27 protein-coding genes are annotated in these 22,600 nt (G+C 65.6%); 12 read left to right on the top strand and 15 right to left on the bottom strand.

Annotated elements, in window-relative coordinates; all coding sequences use genetic code 11:
- Positions 1-25: 25 nt before the first annotated feature.
- The 10 genes from AB4Z44_RS04060 to AB4Z44_RS04105 form a co-directional block, all read right to left on the bottom strand.
- Complete coding sequence (locus tag AB4Z44_RS04060) at positions 26-151, bottom strand: hypothetical protein (RefSeq protein ID WP_404712792.1); 126 nt, start codon at positions 149-151, stop codon at positions 26-28.
- Positions 152-180: 29 nt separating this feature from the next.
- Positions 181-642, bottom strand: a complete 462-nt coding sequence (locus AB4Z44_RS04065; RefSeq protein ID WP_404712793.1) for a DUF6628 family protein — start codon at positions 640-642, stop codon at positions 181-183.
- Positions 643-872: 230 nt separating this feature from the next.
- Positions 873-2,348, bottom strand: coding sequence for a tannase/feruloyl esterase family alpha/beta hydrolase (locus AB4Z44_RS04070; protein WP_404712794.1), 1,476 nt, complete (start codon positions 2,346-2,348; stop codon positions 873-875).
- Between the two features lie 82 nt (positions 2,349-2,430).
- A complete protein-coding gene (locus AB4Z44_RS04075) occupies positions 2,431-3,750 on the bottom strand; it encodes a bifunctional folylpolyglutamate synthase/dihydrofolate synthase (protein WP_404712795.1) in 1,320 nt (439 codons plus the stop codon).
- 2 nt (positions 3,751-3,752) lie between these two features.
- Complete coding sequence (accD, locus tag AB4Z44_RS04080) at positions 3,753-4,607, bottom strand: acetyl-CoA carboxylase, carboxyltransferase subunit beta (RefSeq protein ID WP_404712796.1); 855 nt, start codon at positions 4,605-4,607, stop codon at positions 3,753-3,755.
- Complete coding sequence (gene trpA / locus AB4Z44_RS04085) at positions 4,604-5,428, bottom strand: tryptophan synthase subunit alpha (RefSeq protein ID WP_404712797.1); 825 nt, start codon at positions 5,426-5,428, stop codon at positions 4,604-4,606. Before trpA ends, accD begins: the two co-directional genes overlap by 4 nt.
- Positions 5,425-6,657 (bottom strand): tryptophan synthase subunit beta, encoded by a 1,233-nt coding sequence (trpB, locus tag AB4Z44_RS04090; protein ID WP_404712798.1) that lies wholly within the window; start codon positions 6,655-6,657, stop codon positions 5,425-5,427. The genes trpA and trpB overlap by 4 nt, the downstream gene beginning before the upstream one ends.
- Positions 6,654-7,286, bottom strand: coding sequence for a phosphoribosylanthranilate isomerase (locus AB4Z44_RS04095; RefSeq protein WP_404712799.1), 633 nt, complete (start codon positions 7,284-7,286; stop codon positions 6,654-6,656). Before AB4Z44_RS04095 ends, trpB begins: the two co-directional genes overlap by 4 nt.
- A 42-nt stretch (positions 7,287-7,328) precedes the next feature.
- Positions 7,329-8,003 (bottom strand): orotidine-5'-phosphate decarboxylase, encoded by a 675-nt coding sequence (pyrF, locus tag AB4Z44_RS04100; RefSeq protein WP_404712800.1) that lies wholly within the window; start codon positions 8,001-8,003, stop codon positions 7,329-7,331.
- Positions 8,003-8,314 (bottom strand): hypothetical protein, encoded by a 312-nt coding sequence (locus AB4Z44_RS04105; RefSeq protein ID WP_404712801.1) that lies wholly within the window; start codon positions 8,312-8,314, stop codon positions 8,003-8,005. The genes pyrF and AB4Z44_RS04105 overlap by 1 nt, the downstream gene beginning before the upstream one ends.
- A 115-nt stretch (positions 8,315-8,429) precedes the next feature.
- Between AB4Z44_RS04105 and radA the strand changes: the two genes are divergently transcribed.
- From radA to AB4Z44_RS04135, 6 genes are all read left to right on the top strand, one after another.
- The gene (gene radA, locus AB4Z44_RS04110) at positions 8,430-9,800 is read left to right on the top strand and encodes a DNA repair protein RadA (RefSeq protein ID WP_404712802.1); all 1,371 of its coding nucleotides are present in this window, start codon (positions 8,430-8,432) and stop codon (positions 9,798-9,800) included.
- Between the two features lie 47 nt (positions 9,801-9,847).
- Complete coding sequence (locus AB4Z44_RS04115) at positions 9,848-10,147, top strand: GIY-YIG nuclease family protein (protein WP_404712803.1); 300 nt, start codon at positions 9,848-9,850, stop codon at positions 10,145-10,147.
- A 197-nt stretch (positions 10,148-10,344) separates the two neighbouring features.
- Entirely contained in the window at positions 10,345-10,896 is a 552-nt protein-coding gene (locus AB4Z44_RS04120) for a CvpA family protein (RefSeq protein ID WP_404712804.1), read from the top strand.
- A 46-nt stretch (positions 10,897-10,942) separates the two neighbouring features.
- On the top strand, positions 10,943-11,386 hold the full coding sequence (locus AB4Z44_RS04125) for an iron-sulfur cluster assembly scaffold protein (protein ID WP_404712805.1): 444 nt from the start codon (positions 10,943-10,945) through the stop codon (positions 11,384-11,386).
- Positions 11,387-11,415: 29 nt separating this feature from the next.
- Positions 11,416-13,140, top strand: a complete 1,725-nt coding sequence (locus tag AB4Z44_RS04130) for a cation:proton antiporter (protein WP_404714347.1) — start codon at positions 11,416-11,418, stop codon at positions 13,138-13,140.
- 8 nt (positions 13,141-13,148) lie between these two features.
- A complete protein-coding gene (locus AB4Z44_RS04135) occupies positions 13,149-13,472 on the top strand; it encodes a DUF423 domain-containing protein (protein ID WP_404714348.1) in 324 nt (107 codons plus the stop codon).
- 194 nt (positions 13,473-13,666) lie between these two features.
- On the opposite strand, the gene aroB is transcribed toward AB4Z44_RS04135, so the two are convergent.
- The gene (gene aroB, locus AB4Z44_RS04140) at positions 13,667-14,758 is read right to left on the bottom strand and encodes a 3-dehydroquinate synthase (RefSeq protein WP_404714349.1); all 1,092 of its coding nucleotides are present in this window, start codon (positions 14,756-14,758) and stop codon (positions 13,667-13,669) included.
- Positions 14,758-15,297 carry a shikimate kinase gene (locus tag AB4Z44_RS04145; RefSeq protein ID WP_404712806.1) on the bottom strand — a complete coding sequence of 180 codons (540 nt, stop codon included), beginning with the start codon at positions 15,295-15,297 and terminating at the stop codon, positions 14,758-14,760. The genes aroB and AB4Z44_RS04145 overlap by 1 nt, the downstream gene beginning before the upstream one ends.
- Positions 15,298-15,381: 84 nt before the next feature.
- Here AB4Z44_RS04145 and AB4Z44_RS04150 point away from each other — a divergent pair, with 84 nt between their 5' ends.
- Genes AB4Z44_RS04150 through AB4Z44_RS04165 form a run of 4 tightly spaced genes read left to right on the top strand, consistent with a single transcriptional unit; the run spans position 15,382 to position 19,208 of the window.
- Positions 15,382-15,516 (top strand): hypothetical protein, encoded by a 135-nt coding sequence (locus AB4Z44_RS04150; RefSeq protein WP_404712807.1) that lies wholly within the window; start codon positions 15,382-15,384, stop codon positions 15,514-15,516.
- Positions 15,500-17,344, top strand: a complete 1,845-nt coding sequence (locus tag AB4Z44_RS04155; protein ID WP_404712808.1) for a hypothetical protein — start codon at positions 15,500-15,502, stop codon at positions 17,342-17,344. The genes AB4Z44_RS04150 and AB4Z44_RS04155 overlap by 17 nt, the downstream gene beginning before the upstream one ends.
- A gap of 47 nt (positions 17,345-17,391) precedes the next feature.
- Complete coding sequence (locus AB4Z44_RS04160) at positions 17,392-18,249, top strand: tyrosine recombinase (protein WP_404714350.1); 858 nt, start codon at positions 17,392-17,394, stop codon at positions 18,247-18,249.
- Between the two features lie 11 nt (positions 18,250-18,260).
- Positions 18,261-19,208, top strand: coding sequence for an acetyl-CoA carboxylase carboxyltransferase subunit alpha (locus tag AB4Z44_RS04165; RefSeq protein ID WP_404712809.1), 948 nt, complete (start codon positions 18,261-18,263; stop codon positions 19,206-19,208).
- A 423-nt stretch (positions 19,209-19,631) separates the two neighbouring features.
- Here AB4Z44_RS04165 and AB4Z44_RS04170 read toward each other — a convergent pair whose 3' ends face one another.
- On the bottom strand, positions 19,632-19,799 hold the full coding sequence (locus AB4Z44_RS04170; RefSeq protein ID WP_404712810.1) for a Flp family type IVb pilin: 168 nt from the start codon (positions 19,797-19,799) through the stop codon (positions 19,632-19,634).
- Between the two features lie 131 nt (positions 19,800-19,930).
- Positions 19,931-20,104, bottom strand: coding sequence for a Flp family type IVb pilin (locus tag AB4Z44_RS04175; protein WP_404712811.1), 174 nt, complete (start codon positions 20,102-20,104; stop codon positions 19,931-19,933).
- Positions 20,105-20,184: 80 nt separating this feature from the next.
- Here AB4Z44_RS04175 and AB4Z44_RS04180 point away from each other — a divergent pair, with 80 nt between their 5' ends.
- Positions 20,185-20,583 (top strand): (deoxy)nucleoside triphosphate pyrophosphohydrolase, encoded by a 399-nt coding sequence (locus AB4Z44_RS04180; protein WP_404712812.1) that lies wholly within the window; start codon positions 20,185-20,187, stop codon positions 20,581-20,583.
- A 242-nt stretch (positions 20,584-20,825) separates the two neighbouring features.
- Positions 20,826-21,227, top strand: coding sequence for a DoxX family protein (locus tag AB4Z44_RS04185; protein WP_404712813.1), 402 nt, complete (start codon positions 20,826-20,828; stop codon positions 21,225-21,227).
- Here AB4Z44_RS04185 and AB4Z44_RS04190 read toward each other — a convergent pair.
- Positions 21,211-22,464 (bottom strand): MFS transporter, encoded by a 1,254-nt coding sequence (locus AB4Z44_RS04190; RefSeq protein WP_404712814.1) that lies wholly within the window; start codon positions 22,462-22,464, stop codon positions 21,211-21,213. The two genes, AB4Z44_RS04185 and AB4Z44_RS04190, sit on opposite strands and share 17 nt — an antisense overlap.
- Positions 22,465-22,600: the final 136 nt, after the last annotated feature.

Below are 22,600 nucleotides of genomic sequence, written 5' to 3' on the forward strand. Positions count from 1 at the left end.
TCTGCCGCCCCGCCCAACCGCTGCGTCAGATCGCGAGGATCACGCCGATGGCGAGCGCCTGCGCGCTCACAACGAGCAGGAAGCTCGCCGTGTTTTCAAACAACTTCACGTACTTTCTCCTATGAGACCGCAATATGGTGCGATGCAGCATAGATAATATTGTTGCGCACTATCGCAATTTTAAAACGCTTCATCGCCCTTGCAAAAATTGCAATCATCGTTGAGCGGCATGCCTTGGTCAGCAAAGCTCGCTGCCACAGCCTGCGCGCTGGTGACGAGTCCTAGGCATTCGCGCACGTGAAGGAGGCGCGCGAGCGCATCATGCGTTTCCTGGGGGTGGGCAACTGCCCCCGCCACGGCGTTAAGCAGCACATTCTCAGCCTCGCTCGTCCGCGGGCAGCAGCACGGCGCCACCACTAACCGGATCGCCGAGACACGCGATACTTCCGCCATGAACGCGCGGGTGAGGATCAGCGGTCGGCGATAGCCGAGGCCGAAGCCGGTGAAGAACGCATGCGCCGCGTGCGCATCATCAATTCCTCCCGCTGCCATCCGCCGAATCCCGTAGAGCAATAGTCGCGCATAAGGGCTGATCGGGGCGGGGTGGGGCAGCAACGTTGCGGCGGGGATGGCGGATTTCATATCGGCAGCCTCCTTGTTCACGAGGCAATGCTCGCAGTACTGCTATTGCAAGTCAATCGCAAAAAAGTGAAGCGGAGCATGAGAGAGATACTCCCCATCCCGGAACCGGATGAGCCCCATCGCGCAGCGATGGCGGAGCGGTGCGACGAGCGCTGTGCCCTGCCGGACCGCGCCCCTCCACCGCGCCGTTTCGCGTCGAGGTCCCCATCCCCCCAGCGGGAGGGGCTGCTTTATGAACAGCGATACGCCTTCGGATCGTTCACATCGCCGGTGCCACTATAACTCGCCTCCGCTGGGAATGGGCACAGTGGCCGCCTAATCGGCCCGGAGTCATGCGTCGCCACCACCATCGCCGGTGCCTGGCCCTGCTCGACCCATTGTTCGAGCGCGGTCAGCGTGTCGGGGCGGTTGAGGCCGGGGCCGCCGCCGCAATGTTCGGTGCCCGGCGCCATGAACAGGCGGACATTGCCGGCCGCGGCCGGGCTGGCCTTGGTGACCGCCTGATAATATTCGATCGTGCCGATCGGGCTTGGCCCCGGATCGCTTTCGCCATGCCATAGGATCAGCTTTCCGCCGCGCCCGGCGAAGGCGCTGATGTCCGGGTTGGTCGCCTCATAAGTCTTCGCGAATTCGCTCGATCGCGCGACCATCACCTCCTGTGGGGTGAGGTTGACCAAGTCGATATCGGCGTTGGCGAACAGCAGAGGCTTCAGCCCGAGCATGCCGCCGCCGCGCGTCACATCCTTGGCGCCCGGCGCGGTCGCGATAAAGCGGCTCCAACCGGCCTCGCCGCCGCGCATCAGCGGGAAAGCGGCCCACGTCCCGTCGGGCGCGCGGATGCCGGCATAGGCCGTGCGCATTGCCACCGCCTGCTCCGGGGTTATGCAGCCGCCGGCCGAAGCGCCCGCCTTGCAGGTGATCACCTTCGGATCCCAGCTGCACTTGCGTGGATTGTTGAGATAGCCCTGCGTTCCGCCGCAGGCCGAGAGGACCGCTGCCTGCACGAACGCCAGTTGTTCGTTGGTCAGGCCCGATCCGGCAAACATCTTGTTCCGCAACAGAGACGAGGTCTGCACCTGGAGCGAGTAGACAGGCGCGCCGGCGATGATGCCGTCATAATCGGTAGGGAAGCGCTGCGCTTCCATCAGTCCCATCCGCCCGCCGGTCGAGCAGCCCTGATAGTACGTGTGCGCCTGCTCGCGGCCATAATAGAGCCGGACGAGTTGCTTGGACGCGACCGTCATCTCGTGGATCGCGCGGTAGGAGAAGTCCTTCACCGCCTCGGGGCTGGCGACCCATTCATTGTCCCACACCGATGTGCCGGGATGGCCGCCATCGGTCTGTGCAGTAGCATAGCCGCGCGCCAAGCCGGGTTGCGCGGCCATCAAGGTGACGTTGCCCGCCCAGCCGCCGCCGCCCGAGCCGAGGATCTTGCCGTTCCACTGATCGGGCAGGCGATAGACGACGCCGATATGCGATCCCGCGACCGGGGTCAGCCACGCCTTGACCTCGCAATAGGAGGGCGTGCCGTCCTTCGCGGCGACGGTCACGCTCGACTCGATCTTGCCATGATCGCCGAGCGCGGTGCCGGCCAGCGCCTCGCAGCCCGGCTTCGCGCCTTGGGCCAGCGCCGGCGCCGCGGCCAGCAGGCACATGGAAAGTGCCGTGCCCATGCCTGCCCTTGCGATGAATCCGCTCTTCCGCATCCCGTCCTCCCAAACCTGTTTGGGGGCAAACTATACGGGCTGGTACGTTGCGCCAATCCTCAAGATCGACTCAACGAGGGGGCTAGGTCGGCGGGGTACCGTTCGCGCCGAGGACCGATCCGGCGATATAGAGCGTGCCGCCGATCATCACGACCGGCGGTTCGCCGCCGTCTTTCGCGATCTCGCGTAGGCCCGAAAGGGGATCGGCGATCACCGATCCGACCAGCCCCAGCGACTCGGCGGCTGCGACAATCTCCTCGGGCGCATGATGCTCATGGCCGGGCACCGGAAAGGCGCGTAGCCGTACGCCGCTGCCGGCGAAGGGCTCGAGGAAACCGCGCAGATCCTTGTTGGCGAGCATGCCCATCAGGATGTGGAACGGGCGGCCCGGGGCGACGCGGGTGCGGAAGAATTCGGCGATGGCGCGCGCGCCGGCCGGGTTGTGCCCGCCGTCGAGCCACAATTCGCTTCCGGCAGGCAGCAAGGCCGGCACAGGCCCGGTCGAAAGCCGCTGGAGCCGGGCAGGCCAGTCCGCCCAGCCCATCGCTGCACGCAGCGCCGAGTCCGGGATCGTCAGCACCTGCTGGTGGCGCAGCATCGCGACCGCGAGCGCGGCGTTCGCAGCCTGATGCGCGCCGGCCATGCGGGGCAAAGGGAGTTCGAGCTCGCCCTTCGCATCGCGGTAATGGAGCTTGCCGCGGCTGACGGGCGCATCCCACGCTTGGCCCCGCGGCAGCCAGAGCGCGCCGGCTTCGTTCGCGACCCGCTCGACCTGCGCGGCCTGCGACGGCGGATAGGCAAAGGTCAAAAGCGGGACGCCACGCTTGGCGATACCGGCCTTCTCGGCGGCGATTTCTTCGATCGTGTCACCGAGGAAGAATTGATGGTCGAGCCCGAGCTGCGCGATCCCGCAGGCAATGGGGTGCTGGATGACGTTGGTGGCGTCGAGGCGGCCGCCGAGGCCAACTTCCATGATGCACGCATCGGCCGGCGTCCGGCTGAAGGCGAGGAAGGCAGCGGCGGTGGTGATCTCGAAGAAGCTGGCGGTGATGCCGTCGCCCGCGTCGAGCACTTCCTCGAGAAGCGAGGCGAGCGCGTCATCCTCGATCAGCTTGCCGGCGATCCGGATCCGCTCGTTGAAGCGCAGCAAATGCGGGCTCGTGTAGACGTGCGCGGTCAAGCCAGCGGCCTCGATCGCGGCGCGCAGGTACGCGCACGTCGATCCCTTGCCGTTGGTGCCTGCGACATGGAGTACCGGCGGCAGATGGAGATGCGGATCGCCCAGCACGGAAAGCAGCCGGCTGACGCGATCGAGCCCGAGCACGTCGGGGCCGGGCGACCGCAAGGTCAGCCGGTCGAGCTGACGCTGCACGCCGGGATGATCGGACCTGGCGCCGTCCATTGTCAGGCTGCGGCGCGGCCGGGGCAGAGATAGGAAATCAGCCGGGCGAGTTCGGCGCGCAATTTGTGGCGATGGACGACCATGTCGATCATGCCGTGTGCGAGCAGATATTCGGCGCGCTGGAAGCCCTCGGGCAGTTTCTCGCGGATCGTGCTTTCGATCACGCGCTGGCCGGCAAAACCGATCAGCGCACCCGGCTCGGCGATCTGGACGTCGCCGAGCATCGCATAGGACGCGGTGACGCCGCCTGTGGTCGGATCGGTCATCACGACGATGTAGGGCAGGCCTGCTTCGCGCAATTTCTGGATGCCGACCGTGGTCTTGGGCATCTGCATCAGGCTGAGAATGCCCTCCTGCATGCGCGCGCCGCCGGCGGCGGTGAAGATGATGTAGGGGCAATGCTCGGCGATCGCCGCCTCGATCCCGGCGATGAATGCTGCGCCCACCGCCAGCCCCATCGATCCGCCCATGAAGGCGAAATCCTGGACGCCCACGACCGCCTTGTAGCCCTCGATACGGCCGACCGCGTTGATCAGCGCATCGCTCTCACCGGTCTTGGTGCGGGCCGCCTTGATGCGATCGGCGTAACGCTTGCTGTCGCGGAACTTGAGCGGATCCTCGCGCACCTGCGGGCCGGGCAGGGGGGTGTATAGCCCGCTGTCGAAGATCTGGTCGAAGCGCGCGTCGCTGCCGATGCGGCCATGATGCTGGCACTTCGGGCAGACCGACTGATTGTCTTCATATTCCTTGGTGAAGAGCATCGTCCCGCACCCGGCGCATTTGTGCCAGAGATTGTCCGGGGTTTCCTTCTTTTGCAGGAAGGGCACTGCATTGCGAACGCGATCGAGCCAGCTCATGCTGTCGCCTCCTTCGTTGCTGCGCGAACAGCTTTGCTCAAACTCTTGATCAGATTGAGAACATCGGGCGCGGGATCGCGGTTCTCCGCCGCTGCTTTGGCAACCAGATCGATGATCGCCGATCCCACTACTACGCCGTCGGCGACGCGTGCCACCGCTTCGGCCTGCTCGGGTACGCGGATGCCGAAGCCGACCGCGATCGGCAGATCTGTGCCCTCGCGTAGCCGTCCGACCGCCTCGGCGATGCTGGTGTTGGTCGCCTGCTGCATGCCCGTGATGCCCGCGACGGAGACATAATATAGGAAGCCACCGGCGCCATCGATCACGGCGGGCAGCCGCGTGACATCGGTTGTCGGTGTGGCCAGACGGATTACGTCGATCCCGGCCGAGCGCAAAGCAGGGCCGATCGCGGCATCCTCTTCGGCCGGCACATCGACGCAGATCACGCCATCGACGCCGGCCTCGGCACAGGCCTCGGCAAACCATTGGTCGCCCCGGCGCAGCATCGGATTGGCGTAGCCCATCAGCACCAGCGGCACCGCCGGATGGCGATCCCGAAAGTCCTTGGCGATCCGGAAAAGGTCGGCCGTCCGCGTACCGGCGGCGAGCGAACGCAGATTGGCCCGCTGGATCGCGGGGCCGTCGGCCATCGGGTCGGTGAACGGCATGCCGAGTTCGATCACGTCCGCGCCGCCCTCGACCAAGGCATCGAGAATGGCGGGCGTGGCTCCGGGCGAGGGATCGCCACCGGTGACGAACGTCACGAGCGCGGCACGGCCTTCGCTGCGGAGACGGGCGAAGGTTTCGTCGAGGCGGCTCAAAGCTCGACCCCCAATTCGTCGGCGACGGTGAAGATGTCCTTGTCGCCGCGCCCTGACAGGTTGAGCAGGATGATCTGATCTTCGCGATATTCTCGTGCTTTATGGACGATTGCAGCAATACCATGCGAACATTCGAGAGCAGGAATGATGCCTTCGAGCCGCGAGCAGAGCTGGAAGGCGTCGAGCGCATCCTTGTCGGTCACGGGCTCGTATTTCACGCGGCCGATGTCGTGCAGATAAGCATGCTCGGGCCCGATCCCGGGATAATCGAGGCCGGCCGAGATCGAATGCGCCTCGGTGATCTGGCCGTCCTCGTCCTGCAGCAGATAGGTCTTGTTGCCGTGGAGGATGCCGGGCGTACCGCCGTTGAGGCTGGCGGCATGCTTGTCCGTATGGACGCCATGGCCGGCCGCCTCGATCCCCAGCATCGCGACCTCGGGATCGTCGAGGAAAGGATGGAACAGCCCGATCGCATTCGATCCGCCACCGACCGCTGCCACAAGCAGATCGGGCAGGCGGCCCTCGGCCTCCAGCATCTGCTGCTTCGCTTCGTGGCCGATCACCGCCTGGAAATCGCGCACCAGCTCGGGATAGGGGTGCGGACCGGCGGCGGTGCCGATGATGTAGAACGTGTCGTCGACGTTCGCGACCCAGTCGCGCAGCGCCTCGTTCATCGCATCCTTGAGGGTCTGCGCGCCGCTGGTGACGGGCACCACCTCCGCGCCGAGCAGCTTCATCCGGAACACGTTGGGCTGCTGTCGGGCGACATCGACCGCGCCCATGTAGATCACGCAGGGCAAGCCGAAGCGCGCCGCGACCGTCGCCGTCGCCACGCCATGCTGGCCGGCGCCGGTTTCGGCGATGATGCGCGTGCGGCCCATCCGCCGCGCGAGCAATATCTGGCCGATGCAATTGTTGATCTTGTGCGCGCCGGTGTGGTTCAGCTCCTCGCGCTTGAAATAGATCTTGGCTCCCATGCCGGCGGGGGCATCGCGGCGCAGCGCCTCCGTCAGCCGCTCGGCATAATAAAGCGGGCTCGGCCGGCCCACATAATGGGTCATCAGCCCATTGAGTTCGGCATGGAAGAGCGGATCTTCCTTGGCCGCGCGATATTCGCGCTCGAGCTCGAGGATGAGCGGCATCAATGTCTCGGCGACATAGCGGCCGCCGAAATCACCGAAATGGCCCGACGCGTCGGGGCCTTGGCGGAGCGAGTTGGGAATGGTCATGATTGCGCGGTCGCTTGAAGGAAGGCGGCGATCTTGTCCACATTCTTGACGCCGGGCACGCTCTCCACGCCCGACGACGCGTCGATCGCGCGTGCGCCGGTGATGCGCACCGCGTCGGCGACATTCTCCGCATCGAGCCCGCCCGACAGCAGCCACGGCAAAGGATGGGTGAAACCATCGAGCAGGGTCCAGTCGAAGCGCATCCCCATGCCGCCGGGCAAGGTTCCGGGCGGTGTCTTGGCGTCGTAGAGGATGCGATCGACAGCACCGCGATAGCGGGCTGCGGCGTCGAGGTCGGCGCGGGTGCGCACGGGAATCGCCTTCCATATTTCGATGCCGCGGCGGCGAAGGGCCGCGAGCCGCTCGGGCGTCTCGTTGCCGTGGAACTGAAGCGCGGTCAGGCCTGCCTTGAGGACATGCGCGATCAGAGCGTCATCCGGATCGACGAGCACGCCGACCTTGCCGACCGAGACCGGCGCGCGCCGTACCAGCGCGGCCGCCTGCTCGGGCTCCACATGGCGCGGGCTTTTCGGAAAGAAGATGAAGCCCAGCCATGCCACACCGCCCGCGAGGGCGGCATCGACGGTCGGCGCGGTGGAAAGGCCGCAAATCTTGGTCTGGACAGGCATGGGCGTTCGATGGCGACTAACCCCGCGCCTTTCAAGGGACAGCTATAAAGTGGCGCCGATCGCTCTCGCAGCGGCGTCGGGGTCTTCGGCCTTGGTGATCGGCCGGCCGATCACCAAGATCGAGGCGCCGTTGTCGAGCGCTTGGCGCGGAGTCATGACGCGCTTTTGATCGCCCACGGCGCCTCCTGCGGGCCGTACGCCCGGCACGACGAAGAAGCCGTCGCGCCAGATCTTCTTCGCAGCCGCGACCTCGAACCCGGAGCAGACCACGCCATCGAGGCCCGCCTCGTGCGCCAGCCCGGTCAGCCGTTCGACCTGCGCATGCTCGCCGCCCGATACGCCGATCGTTTCGAGATCGCCCGCATCGAGGCTGGTGAGCACAGTCACGGCAACCACGCGGCAGGTAGGGGGCGCGGCCGCCTTGGCATCTTCCAGCATCGCGCGACCACCGGCAGCGTGGATCGTCAGGATCGATGGTGCAAGGTTATGCAGCGCCTGGATCGCGCTGGCGACCGTATTGGGAATGTCGTGAAGCTTGAGATCGAGGAAGATCGGCAGGCCGAGGTTGGCGATCTCGCGCACCCCCTGATGGCCGTGCGCGGAGAAGAATTCGAGACCGAGCTTCAGCCCGCCGACATGGTGACGCACCCGTTCGGCCAGCGCGATGGCACGCCCCAGATCGGGCGTATCGATTGCAACGAAGATGGGATTGGACATCAATCTGCCTGTGCGGGGCCGAAGCCGGGTGTGGGCGGCTGGTACAATGCGGGCTCGGGCGTCACCACCGGCTGAACCGCGGCGCCCAGTTCGCTCGTCCGCCGCCGGCGTTCGCGCCAGCGCCAGGCGTAGTGCCACAGATAAAGCGGCACGAACCCGATGAGGAACACGATCATCAACAGCACGGGCAGCTTCACGTCGGCCTGGAGGTCGCCGAACAGATTGATCGTCACCGGCACCCAGTTGCGGATCGAAAAGACGACCACCACCACGGTAACGGCCACCCAGAAGAGCGTTCGCAAAAAGCCCATAGCGGTCTGATTAGGGCCAGAACGGAGCGAAGACCAGAGCGGACGACGCATCCGGCTTGCTCCATCCGTCATCCTTGCCTATGTTCTTGCTTCGTTCGCAGTCCGGGAATCAGGAATGGCCAAGCCGCAACGCCGCTTCGTCTGCCAGCAATGCGGCAGCGTCTCGAACAAATGGCAGGGCCAGTGCGTCGATTGCGGCGACTGGAATACGTTGGTCGAGGAATCGGGCGGCGTGGTGACGCCGTTTGCGGCCAAGCATGATCTGCGCTCGGGCGGCCGTTCGATCATGCTGTCGGGGCTGGATGCCGATATCGCGCTGCCACCGCGCCTTTCGACAGGAATTGCCGAACTGGATCGGGCACTTGGCGGCGGGCTGGTGGCGGGGTCGGCGACCCTGATCGGCGGCGATCCGGGGATCGGCAAATCGACCTTGCTGCTGCAGGCCGCAGCCAGAATGGCGCAGGCGGGCGCGCGCGTCGCCTATGTATCGGGCGAAGAAGCTGCCGATCAGGTGCGGTTGCGCGCGCGGCGCATGGGTCTGGGGCAGGCTCCAGTGCAGCTCGCGACGGCGACGTCGGTGCGCGATATCCTGACTACGCTGGATGCGGGCGCACCGCCGGCGTTCCTGATCATCGATTCGATCCAGACGATGCATTCCGATCTGATCGAAGGCGCCCCCGGCACGGTCAGCCAGGTCCGCGCGTCGGCACAGGAGCTGATTCGCTACGCCAAGGATCGCGGCACCGCCGTGGTGCTGGTCGGGCATGTCACCAAGGATGGCACGATCGCGGGCCCACGCGTGCTCGAACATATGGTCGATACCGTGCTGAGCTTCGAAGGCGAGCGCAGCCATCAATATCGCATTCTGCGTGCGGTGAAGAATCGCTTCGGCGGCACCGACGAGATCGGCGTGTTCGCAATGGAGGCGCAGGGCCTGTCCGAAGTCGCCAATCCCTCGGCTTTGTTCCTGACCCAGCGTGGCGATGCGATCGCGGGCGCGATCGTCTTCCCGGCGATGGAGGGAACGCGCCCGGTGCTGGTCGAGATCCAGGCTCTGGTCGTGCGGCTAGCTTCGGGTGCGACCCCGCGTCGTGCGGTGGTCGGCTGGGATAGCGGCCGCCTCGCCATGACGCTGGCGGTGCTGGAGGCGCGCTGCGGACTGAGCTTCTCGACCTGCGAAGTCTATCTCAACGTCTCGGGCGGCTATCGCATCGCCGATCCAGGCGCGGATCTGGCGGTGGCGGCGGCGTTGGTCTCGGCCTTGGCGGAGCGGCCGATCCCGTCCGATGCAGTTGCGTTCGGTGAGATCGCCCTGTCGGGTGAGGTGCGCGGCGTCGCGCATGCCGGGCTGCGGCTCAAAGAGGCGGCGAAGCTCGGTTTCGGCCGCGCGCTGCTGCCGAGCGGAACCAAGGATGGAGATGGTGGCCTGACCGTCAACGCCTTTCCGACGCTCGGCGCCTTGGTCGATCACATGCTGGGCCGGTGACCCAGAACCCGTCATGCCAGCGAAGGCTGGCATCTCAGGAGGCAAGAATGCGCCGTGGCGGCTGGACTTACATCATGACCAACAAACCGCGCGGCGTACTCTATGTCGGAGTCACCAGCAGCTTGCCCCATCGCATTACCCAGCATCGCGCGGGCAATGGCGCCGCTTTCTGTCGCGAATACAACCTGACCCGATTGGTTCATGCCGAACAATATGGGTTTATCCTCGAGGCCATCGCGCGTGAAAAGGCGCTGAAGGCGTGGCAGCGAGAATGGAAGATCAGGCTGATCGAGGAGGCGAACCCGGAATGGGCCGACCTGGCGGATGATCTCGTTAACCTCTCCTGAGACCCCAGCTTTCGCTGGGGAGACGACGAGAGAAGTGGGGGGCGCAGCGCCTTCCATTGACTTTATGCCAGCAAAGCCTGGCATCTCGGTCGGCAAGCACGTGACCACCTCACCGACGCTGTCCTGCTTCCATACGATCTGGCATGAACTGAGATTATGATCGTCCGCACATCACTCGCCGCCGAGCCCCGAATCGCATGCTGACCGCGCTCGACGTCATCGTCCTCGTATTGATCGGCGGCGGCGCGGTGCTGGGCGCGTTTCGCGGGTTCGTGACCGAAGTGCTGTCGCTGTTCGCATGGGTTGCCGCGATCCTCGCGCTGAAGATGACCCATACGCCCGCGACCCACGCCCTGACGGGAATCACGCATAGCGAGAGCGGCGCCAAGGTGCTCGCCTTCGTGCTGATCTTCGGCATCGTCTTCTTCGGCGGCCGGATGGTGGCGGCCTCGCTCGGGCGGCGAACGCGGCAATCGGTGCTGGGGCCGGTCGATCGCGCGCTCGGCATCGGTTTCGGCGCGCTCAAGGGATTGCTGATCGCGACCGTGCTCTTTCTTGGCGTGAACCTCGGCTATGACATGGTCTTCGGCAGCGCGTCGGAGCGCCCGCAATGGCTCCGCACCTCACGCACTTATCCGTTGCTCAACGCGAGCGGACGCGCCGTGGTCGATTGGGTACAGCGCCGCCGCGCGCTCGGGCATGAGCCCGACCAAAATTCATCGAGCGACAGCGGCACGAGCAGGGAATGATCCGGCACGGTAGCGGAACGGCGATCGCGTCCCTACTATCCGTCGCATGTCGGCAGCGCTCTACAACCCCACCATCCTGAGACTCGCCACCAGCATCCCGCATCAGACGCGGCTGGCCGAGCCCCAGGGCAGCGCCGAACGGCGCTCGCCGATCTGCGGCAGCCGCGTCACGGTCGATGTCGTGCTGGATGAGCAGGGCAGGGTGACAGAGCTCGGTCAACTCGTCCGCGCCTGCGCGCTCGGGCAGGCGTCGGCTTCGTTGATGGGCGCCCACGCCATCGGCCGGACGCTGCCCGAACTGGAGGCGGCGCGCGATGCGCTAACCGCGTTCCTCGCCGGCGAACGCGATGATCCGGGCGATTGGCCGGGGCTAGACGTGTTCGTGCCCGCCCGCCCGCACAGCGCACGCCATCCGTCGATTCGGTTGGCGTTCGAAGCCGTCGCCGAAGCCGCTGCCTCCGCCCACGCCTCGCAAACGGCCGGCACGTGAGCGAATCGACCGTTACCGATGGCGTCATCATGCTCGGCGCCGCGCTGGCATTCGTGCTGCTGTTCCGCAAGCTTGGGCTGGGTGCCACGCTCGGCTATCTCGTCGCCGGCGCGCTGATCGGGCCGCAGGCATTGCGTCTGATCGACGGGGCGCAATCGAAGCTCAGCATCGCCGAGCTCGGCATCACCTTGCTGCTGTTCATCGTCGGTCTCGAGCTCAACCTGACCCGGCTGTGGCGGCTGCGGCGCGACATTTTCGGTTTCGGGCTCGTGCAGGTCGCTTTGTGCGGCGTGGTACTGGCGGTCGTCGTCAGGCTGACCGGTTTCAGCGTTCCCGCGGCGCTGGCGCTCGGTCTGCCGCTCGCGCTGTCCTCGACCGCGCAGGTGTTGCCGATGCTGCGATCGGCCGGACGGCTGAATACGCCTTTCGGCGAGCGGGCCTTCTCGGTCCTGCTGTTCCAGGACCTCTCGATCGTCCCGCTCATCACGATCATCGCGAGCCTCAGTAGGGTGCCGGCCGACCCCGCCGCGCCGCCGGGCTGGATGCTGGCCCTCTACACGGTCGGCGCCGTGCTCGGGCTGGTGCTCGCTGGCCGGTATCTGATCAACCCCCTGTTCCGGTTGATCGGGGGGCTGGGCGAGCGCGAGCTGTTCGTGGCTGCCGGCTTGTTTACCGTACTGGCCGCCTCGGCCGTCATGGAGGCGCTCCACCTGTCGACCGCGCTCGGCGCGTTCGTCGCCGGCGTGATGCTGGCGGACTCACCCTATCGGCATGAGCTGGAGGCGGATGTCGAGCCGTTCCGCACCGTGCTGCTGGGCCTGTTCTTCCTCGCGGTCGGCATGGCGCTCAACCTGCACGCGATCATTGCGCGACCTCTGTTCGTGGTCGGACTGGCTGCGGCGGTGGTCGGCGTGAAGACGCTGGTGATCTTCCTGCTCGCCCTGCTGTTCGGCGTCGAGCGGCGGCCCGCTTTCGCGCTTGGCCTGCTGCTCAGCCAGGGGGGTGAGTTCGGCTTCGTTCTGTTCGGGCAGGCGACGGCTGCGCAACTGGTCGCACCCGAGGCGGCAAGTCTGGTCGGCGCGGTCGTGACCTTGTCGATGGCGACCACGCCTTTCCTGATGATGCTGAGCCGCCGGCTGCGCCAGGATGACGTCATGGAACGGCGCGACGATCTCGACGGCCCCGAAAAGGCCGAGCATGGCGCCGCGATCGTCGTGGGCTATGGCCGTTTCGGGCAAACGATCGTGCAGATGCTGATCGGCGCGCGGATCCCGGTCACGATCATCGACAATGATGGCGAGCAGATCGACGTCGCCGCCAAATTCGGGCTTAAAGTCTATTACGGCGACGGCACCAGGCTCGAACTGCTGCGGCAGGCCGGCGCCGACGAGGCGAGAGCGATCGTGTTTGCGATGGACAAGGATCAATTGAGCCGCGAGGAACTCGAAACCGCGCTCAAGACGTTTCGGCAGGCCGCGATCTTCGTACGCGCCTATGATCGCCGCGCGCTGATGCGCTACCGCGGGCTCGACGTTACGCTCGTCGTCCGCGAATTGTTCGAAAGCGCGGTGCTGACGGGGCGTAAAGTATTGGGAACACTGGGCCTGCATGATGACGAGGTCGCGCGGATCGAGCGGGTTTACCGCGCCCGCGACAAGGAGCGGCTCGCCGTGCAAGCCGACAAAGGGCTATTCTCCCAGGAAGCGCGCGTGCCGTTCCTGCCCGATCGCCCGCTCGAGGAGTATGAGGATTGAAGTCCGGTCTGATCTCGCGGCTTGCGGCCGTGTCTGCCGCGATCGCCGTGATGGCGGGTGCTTTCGGGGCGCATGGCGCATCCGGCAGGGCGGCCGAATGGCTCAAGACGGGCGGCGAATATGAACTGATCCATGCCGTCGGCGCGCTGGTGGCGGCTTCGGTGCTGCGGGCGCCGCTAGCCGCGATGTTGCTGCTTGCGGGCTCGCTGTTGTTCGCCGGGACGCTTTACGCCATGGCCCTCGGGTTCCCGCACTGGCTGGGGGCGATTACGCCGATCGGCGGCGCGGGGATGATCGCGGGCTGGGTGCTGCTGGCGTTCAAAGGGAAATGATGCGCCGAACCCCTCGCCCCATCAGGTGAGCACTATCCCCTTTTTTCGTCACGCTGAACTTGTTCCAGCATCCGCCAGGACGGTGCTGTTCGCACGGTGGACCCTGAGACAAGTTCAGGTGACAGACAGATAATGCGAGCAATCGCGCTCAACCAGCCGAACGGACCGTTTCGCGCAAAAGGGGAGGAAGTCTCTTACCGTTCCCCGTCCAGAAACTGCTCCACCGCAGCCAGGCTGACATCCTTCGCCAGATAGGTTTCCCCGATACCGCGCGCGAGCAGGAAGGGCAGTTTGCCGCCCTCCATCTTCTTGTCGTGCGCCATATGTTCGACCAGACGTGCGCCGGGCGCTATGGCGTGGGCTTCGGCCAATGTCGTCGGCAGGCCGGAACGCGCGAGGTGGTAGCCGACGCGGGTTGCATCCTGATCGGGGCACAGGCCCTGCGCGGCGGAGAAGCGGAAGGCGAGCGCCATGCCGCACGCGACAGCCTCGCCATGCAGCAACGTGTCGGAAAAGCCGGTCTCCGCCTCCAGCGAATGGCCGAAGGTGTGACCGAGATTGAGGAGCGCGCGCGTACCGGTCGTTTCGCGCTCGTCCTCGGCAACGACCCGCGCCTTCGCGGAAACCGAATAAGCGATGGCATGGGTCCGTGCCGCGGCGTCGCCCGCCAGCAGGGCGGGCCCGTTCGCCTCACACCACGCGAAGAAATCGGGATCGTCGATCAGGCCGTATTTGACGACCTCGGCATAGCCTGCCGCGACTTCGCGGTGGGGGAGGGTGTCGAGCGTCGTCGGATCGATCAGGACGAGATCGGGCTGGTGGAATGCGCCGATCAGATTCTTGCCGGCACGCGTGTTGATCGCGGTCTTGCCGCCGACCGAACTGTCGACCTGCGCCAACAAGGTGGTCGGCACCTGGATGAAGCCGCAGCCGCGCTTGAGGATCGAGGCGGCGAAACCGACCAGATCGCCGATCACACCGCCGCCGAGCGCGACGATATGGTCGCTACGCTCGACGCCGAGATCGAGCAGCCGGTCGCTCAGTTGCTCGAGCACGCTCCAGCTCTTGGTCGCTTCGCCGGGGGGCAGGATGATCGGCTCGATGACGATATCGCCGAGCCCGGCGGCGAAACGCGGCAACTGGGCGGCAGCGACATTCTCGTCGGTTACCACCACCAGTCGCTTGCGCCGTGCCATACCCGCCAGGTGTGTGGCGGCACGATCGAGCAGCCCGGCTTCGATCAGGATGGGGTAGCTGCGCCGGCCGAGGCCGACATCGACGCGAATCACAGTCCGAGCACTTTCATGATTTCGCCGACCGTCGCCTCGTGCGGAAGCGGGCGGCTTTTGATGTGGATCGGGGCCAGCGCGTAGATCGGATTGCGCACCGCTGCCAGTGCGGCAAGCTTCTCGCGCGGATCGCCATCCTTCAACAAAGGCCGCGAGCCCAGGCGCCGGCCGACCCGTTCGACCAGCATGTCGATATCGGCGTCGAGCCAGATCGCGGTTGCGCGTTCCAGGATGAGTGCGCGCGTCTGTTCGTTCATGAAAGCGCCGCCGCCGGTGGCGATCACCTTGCGCCGCCCGTCGATCAGCCGCTGGATCACCCGACGCTCGCCGTCGCGAAACTGCTGCTCGCCAAAGCGTTCGAACATCTCGGCGATCGTCATGCCGGCCGCATCCTCGATCTCACGATCCGAATCGACGAAGGGCAAATGGAGGCGCTGAGCGAGCCGCCGGCCGACCGTGGTCTTGCCGACGCCCATCAAACCAATCAGCACGAGCGGACGGTTGAGGTCGGTCCGGGGTGCGGGCGTGGCGTGCATGGTCGTTGGGGCTATACACAGGACCCCCGCCTCGGGCAAAACGCCGCTCCGGCCCTCCCCCGGGTGGAATGCAAAAAGGTTGATATGTCGCGCCCGATCCTGATTCTCGCCATCCTCGTGGTGGTCGTCCTCCTCGTTCTGTTCGGGCTCGCCTCGCTCGATCGCGAGGTGCCGATGACGAATGTGGAGCAGCCGGTGACGAATGCCGCGGCGCATTAAGCCAATTCTTGGGGCGCTGGCGGCGGGCGTCGCCGGCCTCGCCCTGACCTTGCCGGCATTGGGCCAGCAGGCGCCGCAGTCGCTCTTGCCGCCCGGCTTCGGCGCGCCGGCCCCGGCACGCCCCGCGCCATCGACGCCGAGCGCGCCGGCCGCTGCGCCGACACGGAGCCTTCCGCCCCCGGTTGTGCCGGCAGAGCCGGAAGCCGCGCCGCCGCCTCCGCCCGTCCCCGGTGCTGACGAGGGTATCGCGGAGACGAACGGTTCGCTTCAGTCGCTCGATGCGTTGGTCAATGCGATAACGACACCCGCGGAGGAAATGCCGGCCTCCGCCAAGCGCTCGCTCGACATGGTCGGTACGACCCCGATCTACGGCACCGATGCGTTCGGCGATGCCGACGGACGTTATCTGGCGACGCTGATGCGGCGCGTTCAGACACCGATCGCGTCGCGCTGGGCCGAGATCACGTTGCGGCGCATGCTGGTCCAGGCCACCCCCGCCCCGCGTGGTGAGGATAAGGCGGATTGGGTTGCTGATCGCGCCGCCCTGCTGCTGCGGCTGGGCGAAGCGGACGCGGCCCGCAGGCTCGTCCAGGGCGTCGATGTCGATAATTTCAGTCCGCGCCTGCGTCGCGTCGCGATCGGATCGGCGCTGGCCAATGCCGATCCGGCGGGTCTTTGTCCGTTGCCCGACGGTGCCGAGCAGGTCGGCGATCAGCCGATCTGGCCGATGATCCGCGCAATGTGCGCGACCTTGTCGGGCGATGAAGCGACTGCAAACGCGACGATCGGACGAGCGCCCCAAGGCGATCCGATCGATCACAAGCTTGCCGAAAAACTGGTCGCGGCCGGTGGTGGGGGGCGGCGTGAGGTCACGATCGATTGGACGGGGATCGATTCGTTGACCGACTGGCGCTTCGGCATTGCCAGCGCGCTCGGCGTACTCATCCCGCAAAGCCTGCTCGATGCCGCCCCGGCCTGGTTCCAGGCGTGGCTGGCGCGCGCGCCCATGCTGAGCGCGGCCAATCGCGTGGCGCCGGCGCGGGTCGCGACGGCGATCGGCCCGATGTCGAGCGTCGATCTGGTCGATCTCTATGGCGCCGTGATGGACGAGAGCGGCGAACAGGATACGGATAGCCCCGCCGGCCGCCTGCGTGCCGCCTATCGCGGCGACGATGACGATGCGCGGCTGTCGGCGATGCATGTGCTGTGGGACGCGGCCGCCAATGGCGAGGGTGGCGAGCGGGACAAATATGCCGCCTCGATCCTGACCGCCCGCGCCGCTGCAGGCATCAAGGTGTCGTCGGATCAGTCTGACGATGTGGCACCTCTGGTGGCGTCCATGCTGTCGGCCGGGCTCGATCTGCAGGCGCAACGCTGGGCGAGCGTCGCGGAGGCGGCGGGTGGCGCCGATGGCGATCGGGCGTGGGCGATGCTCGCGGTCGGCGCGAGCCGGCCGGTGGTGCAGGTCACTGCCGATCGTTTGGGCAAGCTCGCCGATCGTGGCGGCGAGACCGGGCGCCATCGCACCGCTTTGCTGCTGGCCGGGTTGCTCGGGCTGGGCCGCGTAGCACCGGCCGAGGTCACCACCTTGGCACAGGAGGCCGGGCTCGCCGTCAATCCGTCCAGCCCTTATGCCAAGGCACTCAAGCGTGCGGTTGACGGGCGGCAGCGCGGCACGATCGCATTGCTGGTGGCCGTCGGCATGCAGAATCCGCGTTGGCAGACCGTGCCGGCGGGGGATTTCTATCAGATGATCGCGGCGCTCAACGCGATCGGCATGAAGGGTGAGGCGCGGATGATCGCCGCCGAGGCGATGGCGCGGCTGTGAGCGGAGGGGCGGTTACCGACGCCGCTCTGATCGAACGCTTTCTCGAGATGATGGCGGCGGAGGCAGGCGCCGCCGCAAACACGCTCGCCGCTTATCGTCGCGATCTGGAGGGCGCGTCCGGTCATCTGGCGGGTAGGCTGGGGGAGGCCGATGCCGCGGCCTTGCGCGATCTCGGCAAATCATGGCTGTCGCTCGCCCGCAGCAGCGTCGCGCGTAAGGCATCCGCGCTGCGCCGGTTCTTCGGTTTCCTGGCGGAGGAAGGTTTGCGGCGCGACGATCCATCCGATGCCTTGCCCCGGCCCGGTACGGCGCGAACCCTGCCCAAGGTGCTGGGCCATGGCGATGTCGACAGACTGTTCGTCGAAGTTGCGCGCCGGCTGGACGAGGCACGCTCGCCTGCCCATCTGCGCCTCTCCGCGCTGATCGAACTGCTCTACGGATCGGGTCTGCGCGCCACCGAGCTGGTCTCGCTGCCACGCCATCTGATCCGCGCCGAGCAGCCTTATGCGATCCTGCGCGGCAAGGGTGGGCGCGAGCGGCTCGTGCCGGTGTCCGATCGCGCGCGCGCCGCTGTCGCCGCATATGCGGCGACCCTGCCGAAGGACGCCGCGTGGCTGTTCCCATCGGGCAAGAAGCATCTCAGCCGGGTGCGGCTGTTCCAGATCGTGCGCGAGCTGGCGATGGCGGCGGGGATCGATCCCGAGCGGATCAGCCCGCATGTGCTGCGCCACGCCTTCGCGACGCACCTGCTGGAAGGGGGCGCCGATCTGCGCGCGCTGCAGACGATGCTCGGCCATGCCGACATCGCCACCACCCAGATCTACACCCATGTCGACAGCCGCCGGCTGGTCGAGCTGGTCAACCAGCGCCATCCGCTCGTTGACGCCCCGCCGGCTAAATCCTAGGGCGCGCGACCATGGCTGCATTCCTGGAATTCGAAAAGCCGATCGCCGAGCTTCAGGCGCGGATCACCGAGCTGCGCGGCACCGCGCAAACCAATGACGGCACGCTCGATATCGAGGCAGAGGTCTCGCGGCTGCAGGTCAAGGCCGATAAATTGCTGCGTGAGACCTATGCGAAGCTTTCTCCGTGGGAGAAGACGCAGGTTGCCCGCCACCCCGAGCGGCCGCATCTCAAGGATTATATCGCCGGTTTCGTGGACGATTTCATGCCGCTCGCCGGCGATCGCGCTTTTGCCGACGATCAGGCGATCATGGGCGGGCTCGGGCGAATCGCCGGCCGCCGCGTGATGGTGATCGGGCACGAGAAAGGTGACGATACGGCGAGCCGGCTTCGGCACAATTTCGGCATGGCCAAGCCCGAAGGCTATCGCAAGGCGATCCGGCTGATGCGACTTGCCGACCAATTCGGGCTTCCGGTGGTGACATTGGTCGATACGGCCGGCGCTTTTCCCGGTGTTCAGGCCGAGGAGCGCGGGCAGGCGGAAGCGATCGCGCGCTCGACCGAGCAATGTCTTGCGCTTGGTGTCCCGATCGTCGCGGTGATCGTGGGCGAGGGAGGGTCGGGCGGCGCGGTCGCGCTGGCCGCCGCGAATCGCGTGCTGATGTTCGAACATGCGATTTATTCGGTCATCTCGCCCGAAGGTGCGTCGTCCATTCTGTGGCACACGGCCGACAAGGCGGCCGATGCGGCCGAGGCTATGAAGATCACTGCAAGCGATCTGCTGAAGCTAGGCATCGTCGATCGGGTCGTCGCCGAGCCGGTGGGGGGCGCCCAGCGCGACCCGACCGCAGCGATCGCGGCCTTGGGCAGCGCAATTTCCGAAGAACTGGAGTCGATGGCGGATCAAAGCCGCGCGACTTTAATCGCGAGCCGTCGCGAAAAATTCCTGCGCATCGCCTGAAGGCGGCTTCCCGGGGACAGGCTTGCTGTCGGCGTGGAGGCAGGGGGCTTGTCGAGCGGTCAGATTGTTCGGCATTTCCCGCTTGGCGGGGTGACTGTACAGATGAGACCGTAATTTAGCCAGTAATCAAGTCTATTCGATTGCGCTTATACTGCGAGCATTGCTAACAATTTCGGGAGAACATACTCGGTATGGCTCCCGCTGTGCCGCTATCTCGGCTCGTCTGCAGATTGCAATGCAACCGTTTCGGCGTGAATATAGTGCATCTTAACTAATTTATCGGATATCTTAAATAAATTCAGATCAGATCAAATTAGCATAAAATATTATATCATATGTATCCGTAATTCTTCACCGTTGACCAAAAAACGGCCGACGCAGTGTCCCGCGCCGGCCTAATATCTCCAAAATATTGGGTCGATATTACGAAACGGTCATGTTGTTCGATACGTTGGTGAAGGTGTTCTTAAGCTTTCCGCCGAGCGTCGTCATCGCGCCGATGGCTGCGACTGCAATAAGGGCCGCAATCAGGCCGTACTCGATCGCCGTTGCGCCCTTGTTGTTTTTTACGAGATTGCGAATTCGCTGCATTTTAATATCCCCACGATCGAGTATTTGAGAGGTCATATATCCAGGTGCCAGTGCCATCGGTGCCGGACCGGCGAAAGTTTGTATATTCGGCAACGGTTGCTGAAGATTTAACGCTGAGCGCAGGGTTTATACTATTCAACCTTTGCCACCTTGGCGGCCATGTTGCTCCACATGTCGCCGGTGGCGCCCCCCAGCGCCGACACGCCCGCGACGATCACGATGACCAGAAGGGCGACGATCAACCCATATTCGATGGCGGTCGCGCCGCGCGTGTCGCGCGCCAACTTGCCGATCCGTCCGCCCATCGCGCTTTTCCCTATTCCGACGAGCGCGGCTTGCGCCAAGTTGACCGCATCTAAATTCCCCCAGTAAAGAAAGCCTTCCCATGGATATTCTTATCGTAGTCGCGGTGGCGCTGATCGACGGCGAGGGGCGGTTGCTGGTCCAGCAACGGCCGGTGGGGAAATCGATGGCCGGGCTGTGGGAATTCCCCGGCGGAAAGCTTGAGACAGGCGAAACGCCCGAACTGGCGTTGGTGCGCGAGCTCAAGGAAGAACTTGGCATCGATACGGAGACCGCCTGCCTCGCGCCGGCGACCTTCGCGAGCGACCGGCTAGGGGATCGGCATCTTCTGTTGCTGCTCTATGTCTGTCGCAAATGGCGCGGCATTCCGCGCGCGCTCGAAGGCGGTGCGCTCAAGTGGGTTCGCCCGATCGAGCTCCATGGGTTGGATATGCCCCCTGCCGATCGCCCGCTGGTCGGGCTCCTCGAGGCCTTGCTGTAGGCGAGTCCACGCGCGGTCGTGACGCGCTAGCCGAGGCGGACGACGGAGAACAGGCTGGCCCACCCAACGATTTGCTGTAGCGTCCTGCCATCCGGGATCAATTGCCGTCCAGCGAAGGCTGGGGATTCACAAGGATATGAGCGTGCGCGATTCTCACGAGATCCCGGCTTTCGGGCACCCAGCAACGTACCATTGTGTAGCGCCCCTCCATTGGGCGATGGCCTCTCGGCGAGGCCTCTTTCATGGGTGAACGCTTTCGCATCGCGCTGCGGTGGATGCTGGCGGCTGCTTTTCTCTATGCCGGCTATATGCATGTCGGCCGACCGGATTTCTTCCTGCCGATCGTCCCCGATTGGGTGCCGCTGCCGCGCGCAACCGTGATCGTGACCGGATGGTGTGAAATTGCCGGTGCGATCGGGCTACTGGTGCCCCGCTTGCGCTGGATCTCCGGCGTCATGCTCGCGCTGTATGCGGTCTGCGTGTTTCCGGCGAACGTGAAGCATGCGCTGGAGCATGTCCGCGTCGGCAACGGCACGCTCGGTTGGTGGTATCATGGGCCGAGGCTGCTGTTTCAACCGGTGATCGTCTGGTGGTGCCTGTTCGCGGGCGCGGCGATCGACTGGCCGTTCAGGCGGAAGCCTTAGCGAGCAATCGATCGTCGATGCTTTCGTCTTCCAGAGGCTTGCCGTTGGCGGCGTAGCGATAGGGCGACAGGAACAGCATCAGGACGATGCTGATCAGCAACGCCGCTTCGAACGCGGTCAGGGCGGTCGAATAGCTGCCGGTGATGTCGAACGCCTTGCCCATCGCGAACGGGCCGATGCCCGTGCCCACTGCGGCGATGGCGTAGATCGTGCCGTAGAGCAGCCCGAAGGCGCGCACCCCGAACAGGCGGGTGAGGAAATAGGGCAGGATGCTATATTCGCTGCCTGCGCCCGCACCGATCATCGCCGCGCCGAGGAACAGGCCCGCGGTCGAGGTCGAGAATTGGAGCGCCACGACACCGCACAACACGATCCCGAACACGGGAATGATGATCCGCCGCGTCTGCAGCTTGTCGAGCAGCATGCCGATGCCGAACTGCGCGGCCATCATCGAACCGGCGTACACCGAGAGCGCCGCAGCGGCCATGGTGTGGGTCATGCCATGATCGGTCATGATCGCCGCCATGTGGCCGCCGATGCCGTTGATCACCATGCAGGTGAGGCAGGTGGCACCGAGCATGAGCAGGTAAGCGGGCTTGAAGATCGCGACCTTGCCCTCGAGCCCCTCGGCCACCGCGACATTGGTCGGCGCCTCGGCCGTGGCGGGGGGGCGATGCCGGGGGAGCGCGAGCGCGGCGGGCAGACCGAGCAGGAGCCCGATCAGCCCGACGCCGAAATAGGTCGTCCGCCAGCCGCCATGCTCGAGCAGGGCGGCGCCGATCAGCGGCATCACCGTCATGCCGAGCCCGCCGCCCGCACCGAGGCACAGGCCGAGCAGGGTGCCGCGATTGGTGCTGAAATAGCGCGAGATGATGTTGCCGAAGGCGATACCGGTCACGAGCGTGCCGCACAGCATGCTGAAGACCTGCAGCACGATAAGTTGGGTGATCGATCCGTTGAGCTGGCTCATCAGCATCATCGATCCGCCGCACAGCACGTAGCCGGGGATCAGGATGCGGCGCGCACCGAACAGGTCGAGCAACCGCCCGATCAGGATGTAGGACAAGGCGGTCAGTGGGGATGCGATCAGGAGCGCCATCGATATGGTCGCCCGGCCCCAGCCGAATTCGTGCGAGGTTGGCTCGAGCAAGAGCGGGGTCGTCGACAGCAAGGCCGGCGCGGAAACGGTCATGCCGATGAACGAGGCTATCCCCACGGTAAGCTGCTGTCGGGTCATGCCTGTCATCCTCATCCGCTTTGTTTGTGGGAACTGCCGTCCCACTTTTTATCGTCTTCCCAGCGGAGGCTGGGATCTCCGGAGGATGTGAGCACCCGCCGCTCTCCTGAGACCCCAGCCTTCGCTGGGGTGACGG

Source organism: Sphingomonas sp. MMS24-J13, from assembly GCF_044905095.1.
Lineage (GTDB): Bacteria > Pseudomonadota > Alphaproteobacteria > Sphingomonadales > Sphingomonadaceae > Sphingomonas_I.

Excerpts from the sequence above, each read along its gene's own strand:
- AB4Z44_RS04060 (WP_404712792.1), bottom strand. The coding sequence starts at position 151 with ATGCTGCATCGCACCATATTGCGGTCTCATAGGAGAAAGTACGTGAAG.
- AB4Z44_RS04065 (WP_404712793.1), bottom strand. The coding sequence starts at position 642 with ATGAAATCCGCCATCCCCGCCGCAACGTTGCTGCCCCACCCCGCCCCG.
- AB4Z44_RS04070 (WP_404712794.1), bottom strand. The coding sequence starts at position 2,348 with ATGCGGAAGAGCGGATTCATCGCAAGGGCAGGCATGGGCACGGCACTT.
- AB4Z44_RS04075 (WP_404712795.1), bottom strand. The coding sequence starts at position 3,750 with ATGGACGGCGCCAGGTCCGATCATCCCGGCGTGCAGCGTCAGCTCGAC.
- accD (WP_404712796.1), bottom strand. The coding sequence starts at position 4,607 with ATGAGCTGGCTCGATCGCGTTCGCAATGCAGTGCCCTTCCTGCAAAAG.
- trpB (WP_404712798.1), bottom strand. The coding sequence starts at position 6,657 with ATGACCATTCCCAACTCGCTCCGCCAAGGCCCCGACGCGTCGGGCCAT.
- AB4Z44_RS04095 (WP_404712799.1), bottom strand. The coding sequence starts at position 7,286 with ATGCCTGTCCAGACCAAGATTTGCGGCCTTTCCACCGCGCCGACCGTC.
- pyrF (WP_404712800.1), bottom strand. The coding sequence starts at position 8,003 with ATGTCCAATCCCATCTTCGTTGCAATCGATACGCCCGATCTGGGGCGT.
- AB4Z44_RS04105 (WP_404712801.1), bottom strand. The coding sequence starts at position 8,314 with ATGGGCTTTTTGCGAACGCTCTTCTGGGTGGCCGTTACCGTGGTGGTG.
- radA (WP_404712802.1), top strand. The coding sequence starts at position 8,430 with ATGGCCAAGCCGCAACGCCGCTTCGTCTGCCAGCAATGCGGCAGCGTC.
- AB4Z44_RS04115 (WP_404712803.1), top strand. The coding sequence starts at position 9,848 with ATGCGCCGTGGCGGCTGGACTTACATCATGACCAACAAACCGCGCGGC.
- AB4Z44_RS04120 (WP_404712804.1), top strand. The coding sequence starts at position 10,345 with ATGCTGACCGCGCTCGACGTCATCGTCCTCGTATTGATCGGCGGCGGC.
- AB4Z44_RS04125 (WP_404712805.1), top strand. The coding sequence starts at position 10,943 with ATGTCGGCAGCGCTCTACAACCCCACCATCCTGAGACTCGCCACCAGC.
- AB4Z44_RS04130 (WP_404714347.1), top strand. The coding sequence starts at position 11,416 with ATGCTCGGCGCCGCGCTGGCATTCGTGCTGCTGTTCCGCAAGCTTGGG.
- AB4Z44_RS04145 (WP_404712806.1), bottom strand. The coding sequence starts at position 15,297 with ATGCACGCCACGCCCGCACCCCGGACCGACCTCAACCGTCCGCTCGTG.
- AB4Z44_RS04150 (WP_404712807.1), top strand. The coding sequence starts at position 15,382 with ATGTCGCGCCCGATCCTGATTCTCGCCATCCTCGTGGTGGTCGTCCTC.
- AB4Z44_RS04155 (WP_404712808.1), top strand. The coding sequence starts at position 15,500 with ATGCCGCGGCGCATTAAGCCAATTCTTGGGGCGCTGGCGGCGGGCGTC.
- AB4Z44_RS04160 (WP_404714350.1), top strand. The coding sequence starts at position 17,392 with ATGATGGCGGCGGAGGCAGGCGCCGCCGCAAACACGCTCGCCGCTTAT.
- AB4Z44_RS04165 (WP_404712809.1), top strand. The coding sequence starts at position 18,261 with ATGGCTGCATTCCTGGAATTCGAAAAGCCGATCGCCGAGCTTCAGGCG.
- AB4Z44_RS04170 (WP_404712810.1), bottom strand. The coding sequence starts at position 19,799 with ATGCAGCGAATTCGCAATCTCGTAAAAAACAACAAGGGCGCAACGGCG.
- AB4Z44_RS04175 (WP_404712811.1), bottom strand. The coding sequence starts at position 20,104 with ATGGGCGGACGGATCGGCAAGTTGGCGCGCGACACGCGCGGCGCGACC.
- AB4Z44_RS04180 (WP_404712812.1), top strand. The coding sequence starts at position 20,185 with ATGGATATTCTTATCGTAGTCGCGGTGGCGCTGATCGACGGCGAGGGG.
- AB4Z44_RS04185 (WP_404712813.1), top strand. The coding sequence starts at position 20,826 with ATGGGTGAACGCTTTCGCATCGCGCTGCGGTGGATGCTGGCGGCTGCT.
- AB4Z44_RS04190 (WP_404712814.1), bottom strand. The coding sequence starts at position 22,464 with ATGACCCGACAGCAGCTTACCGTGGGGATAGCCTCGTTCATCGGCATG.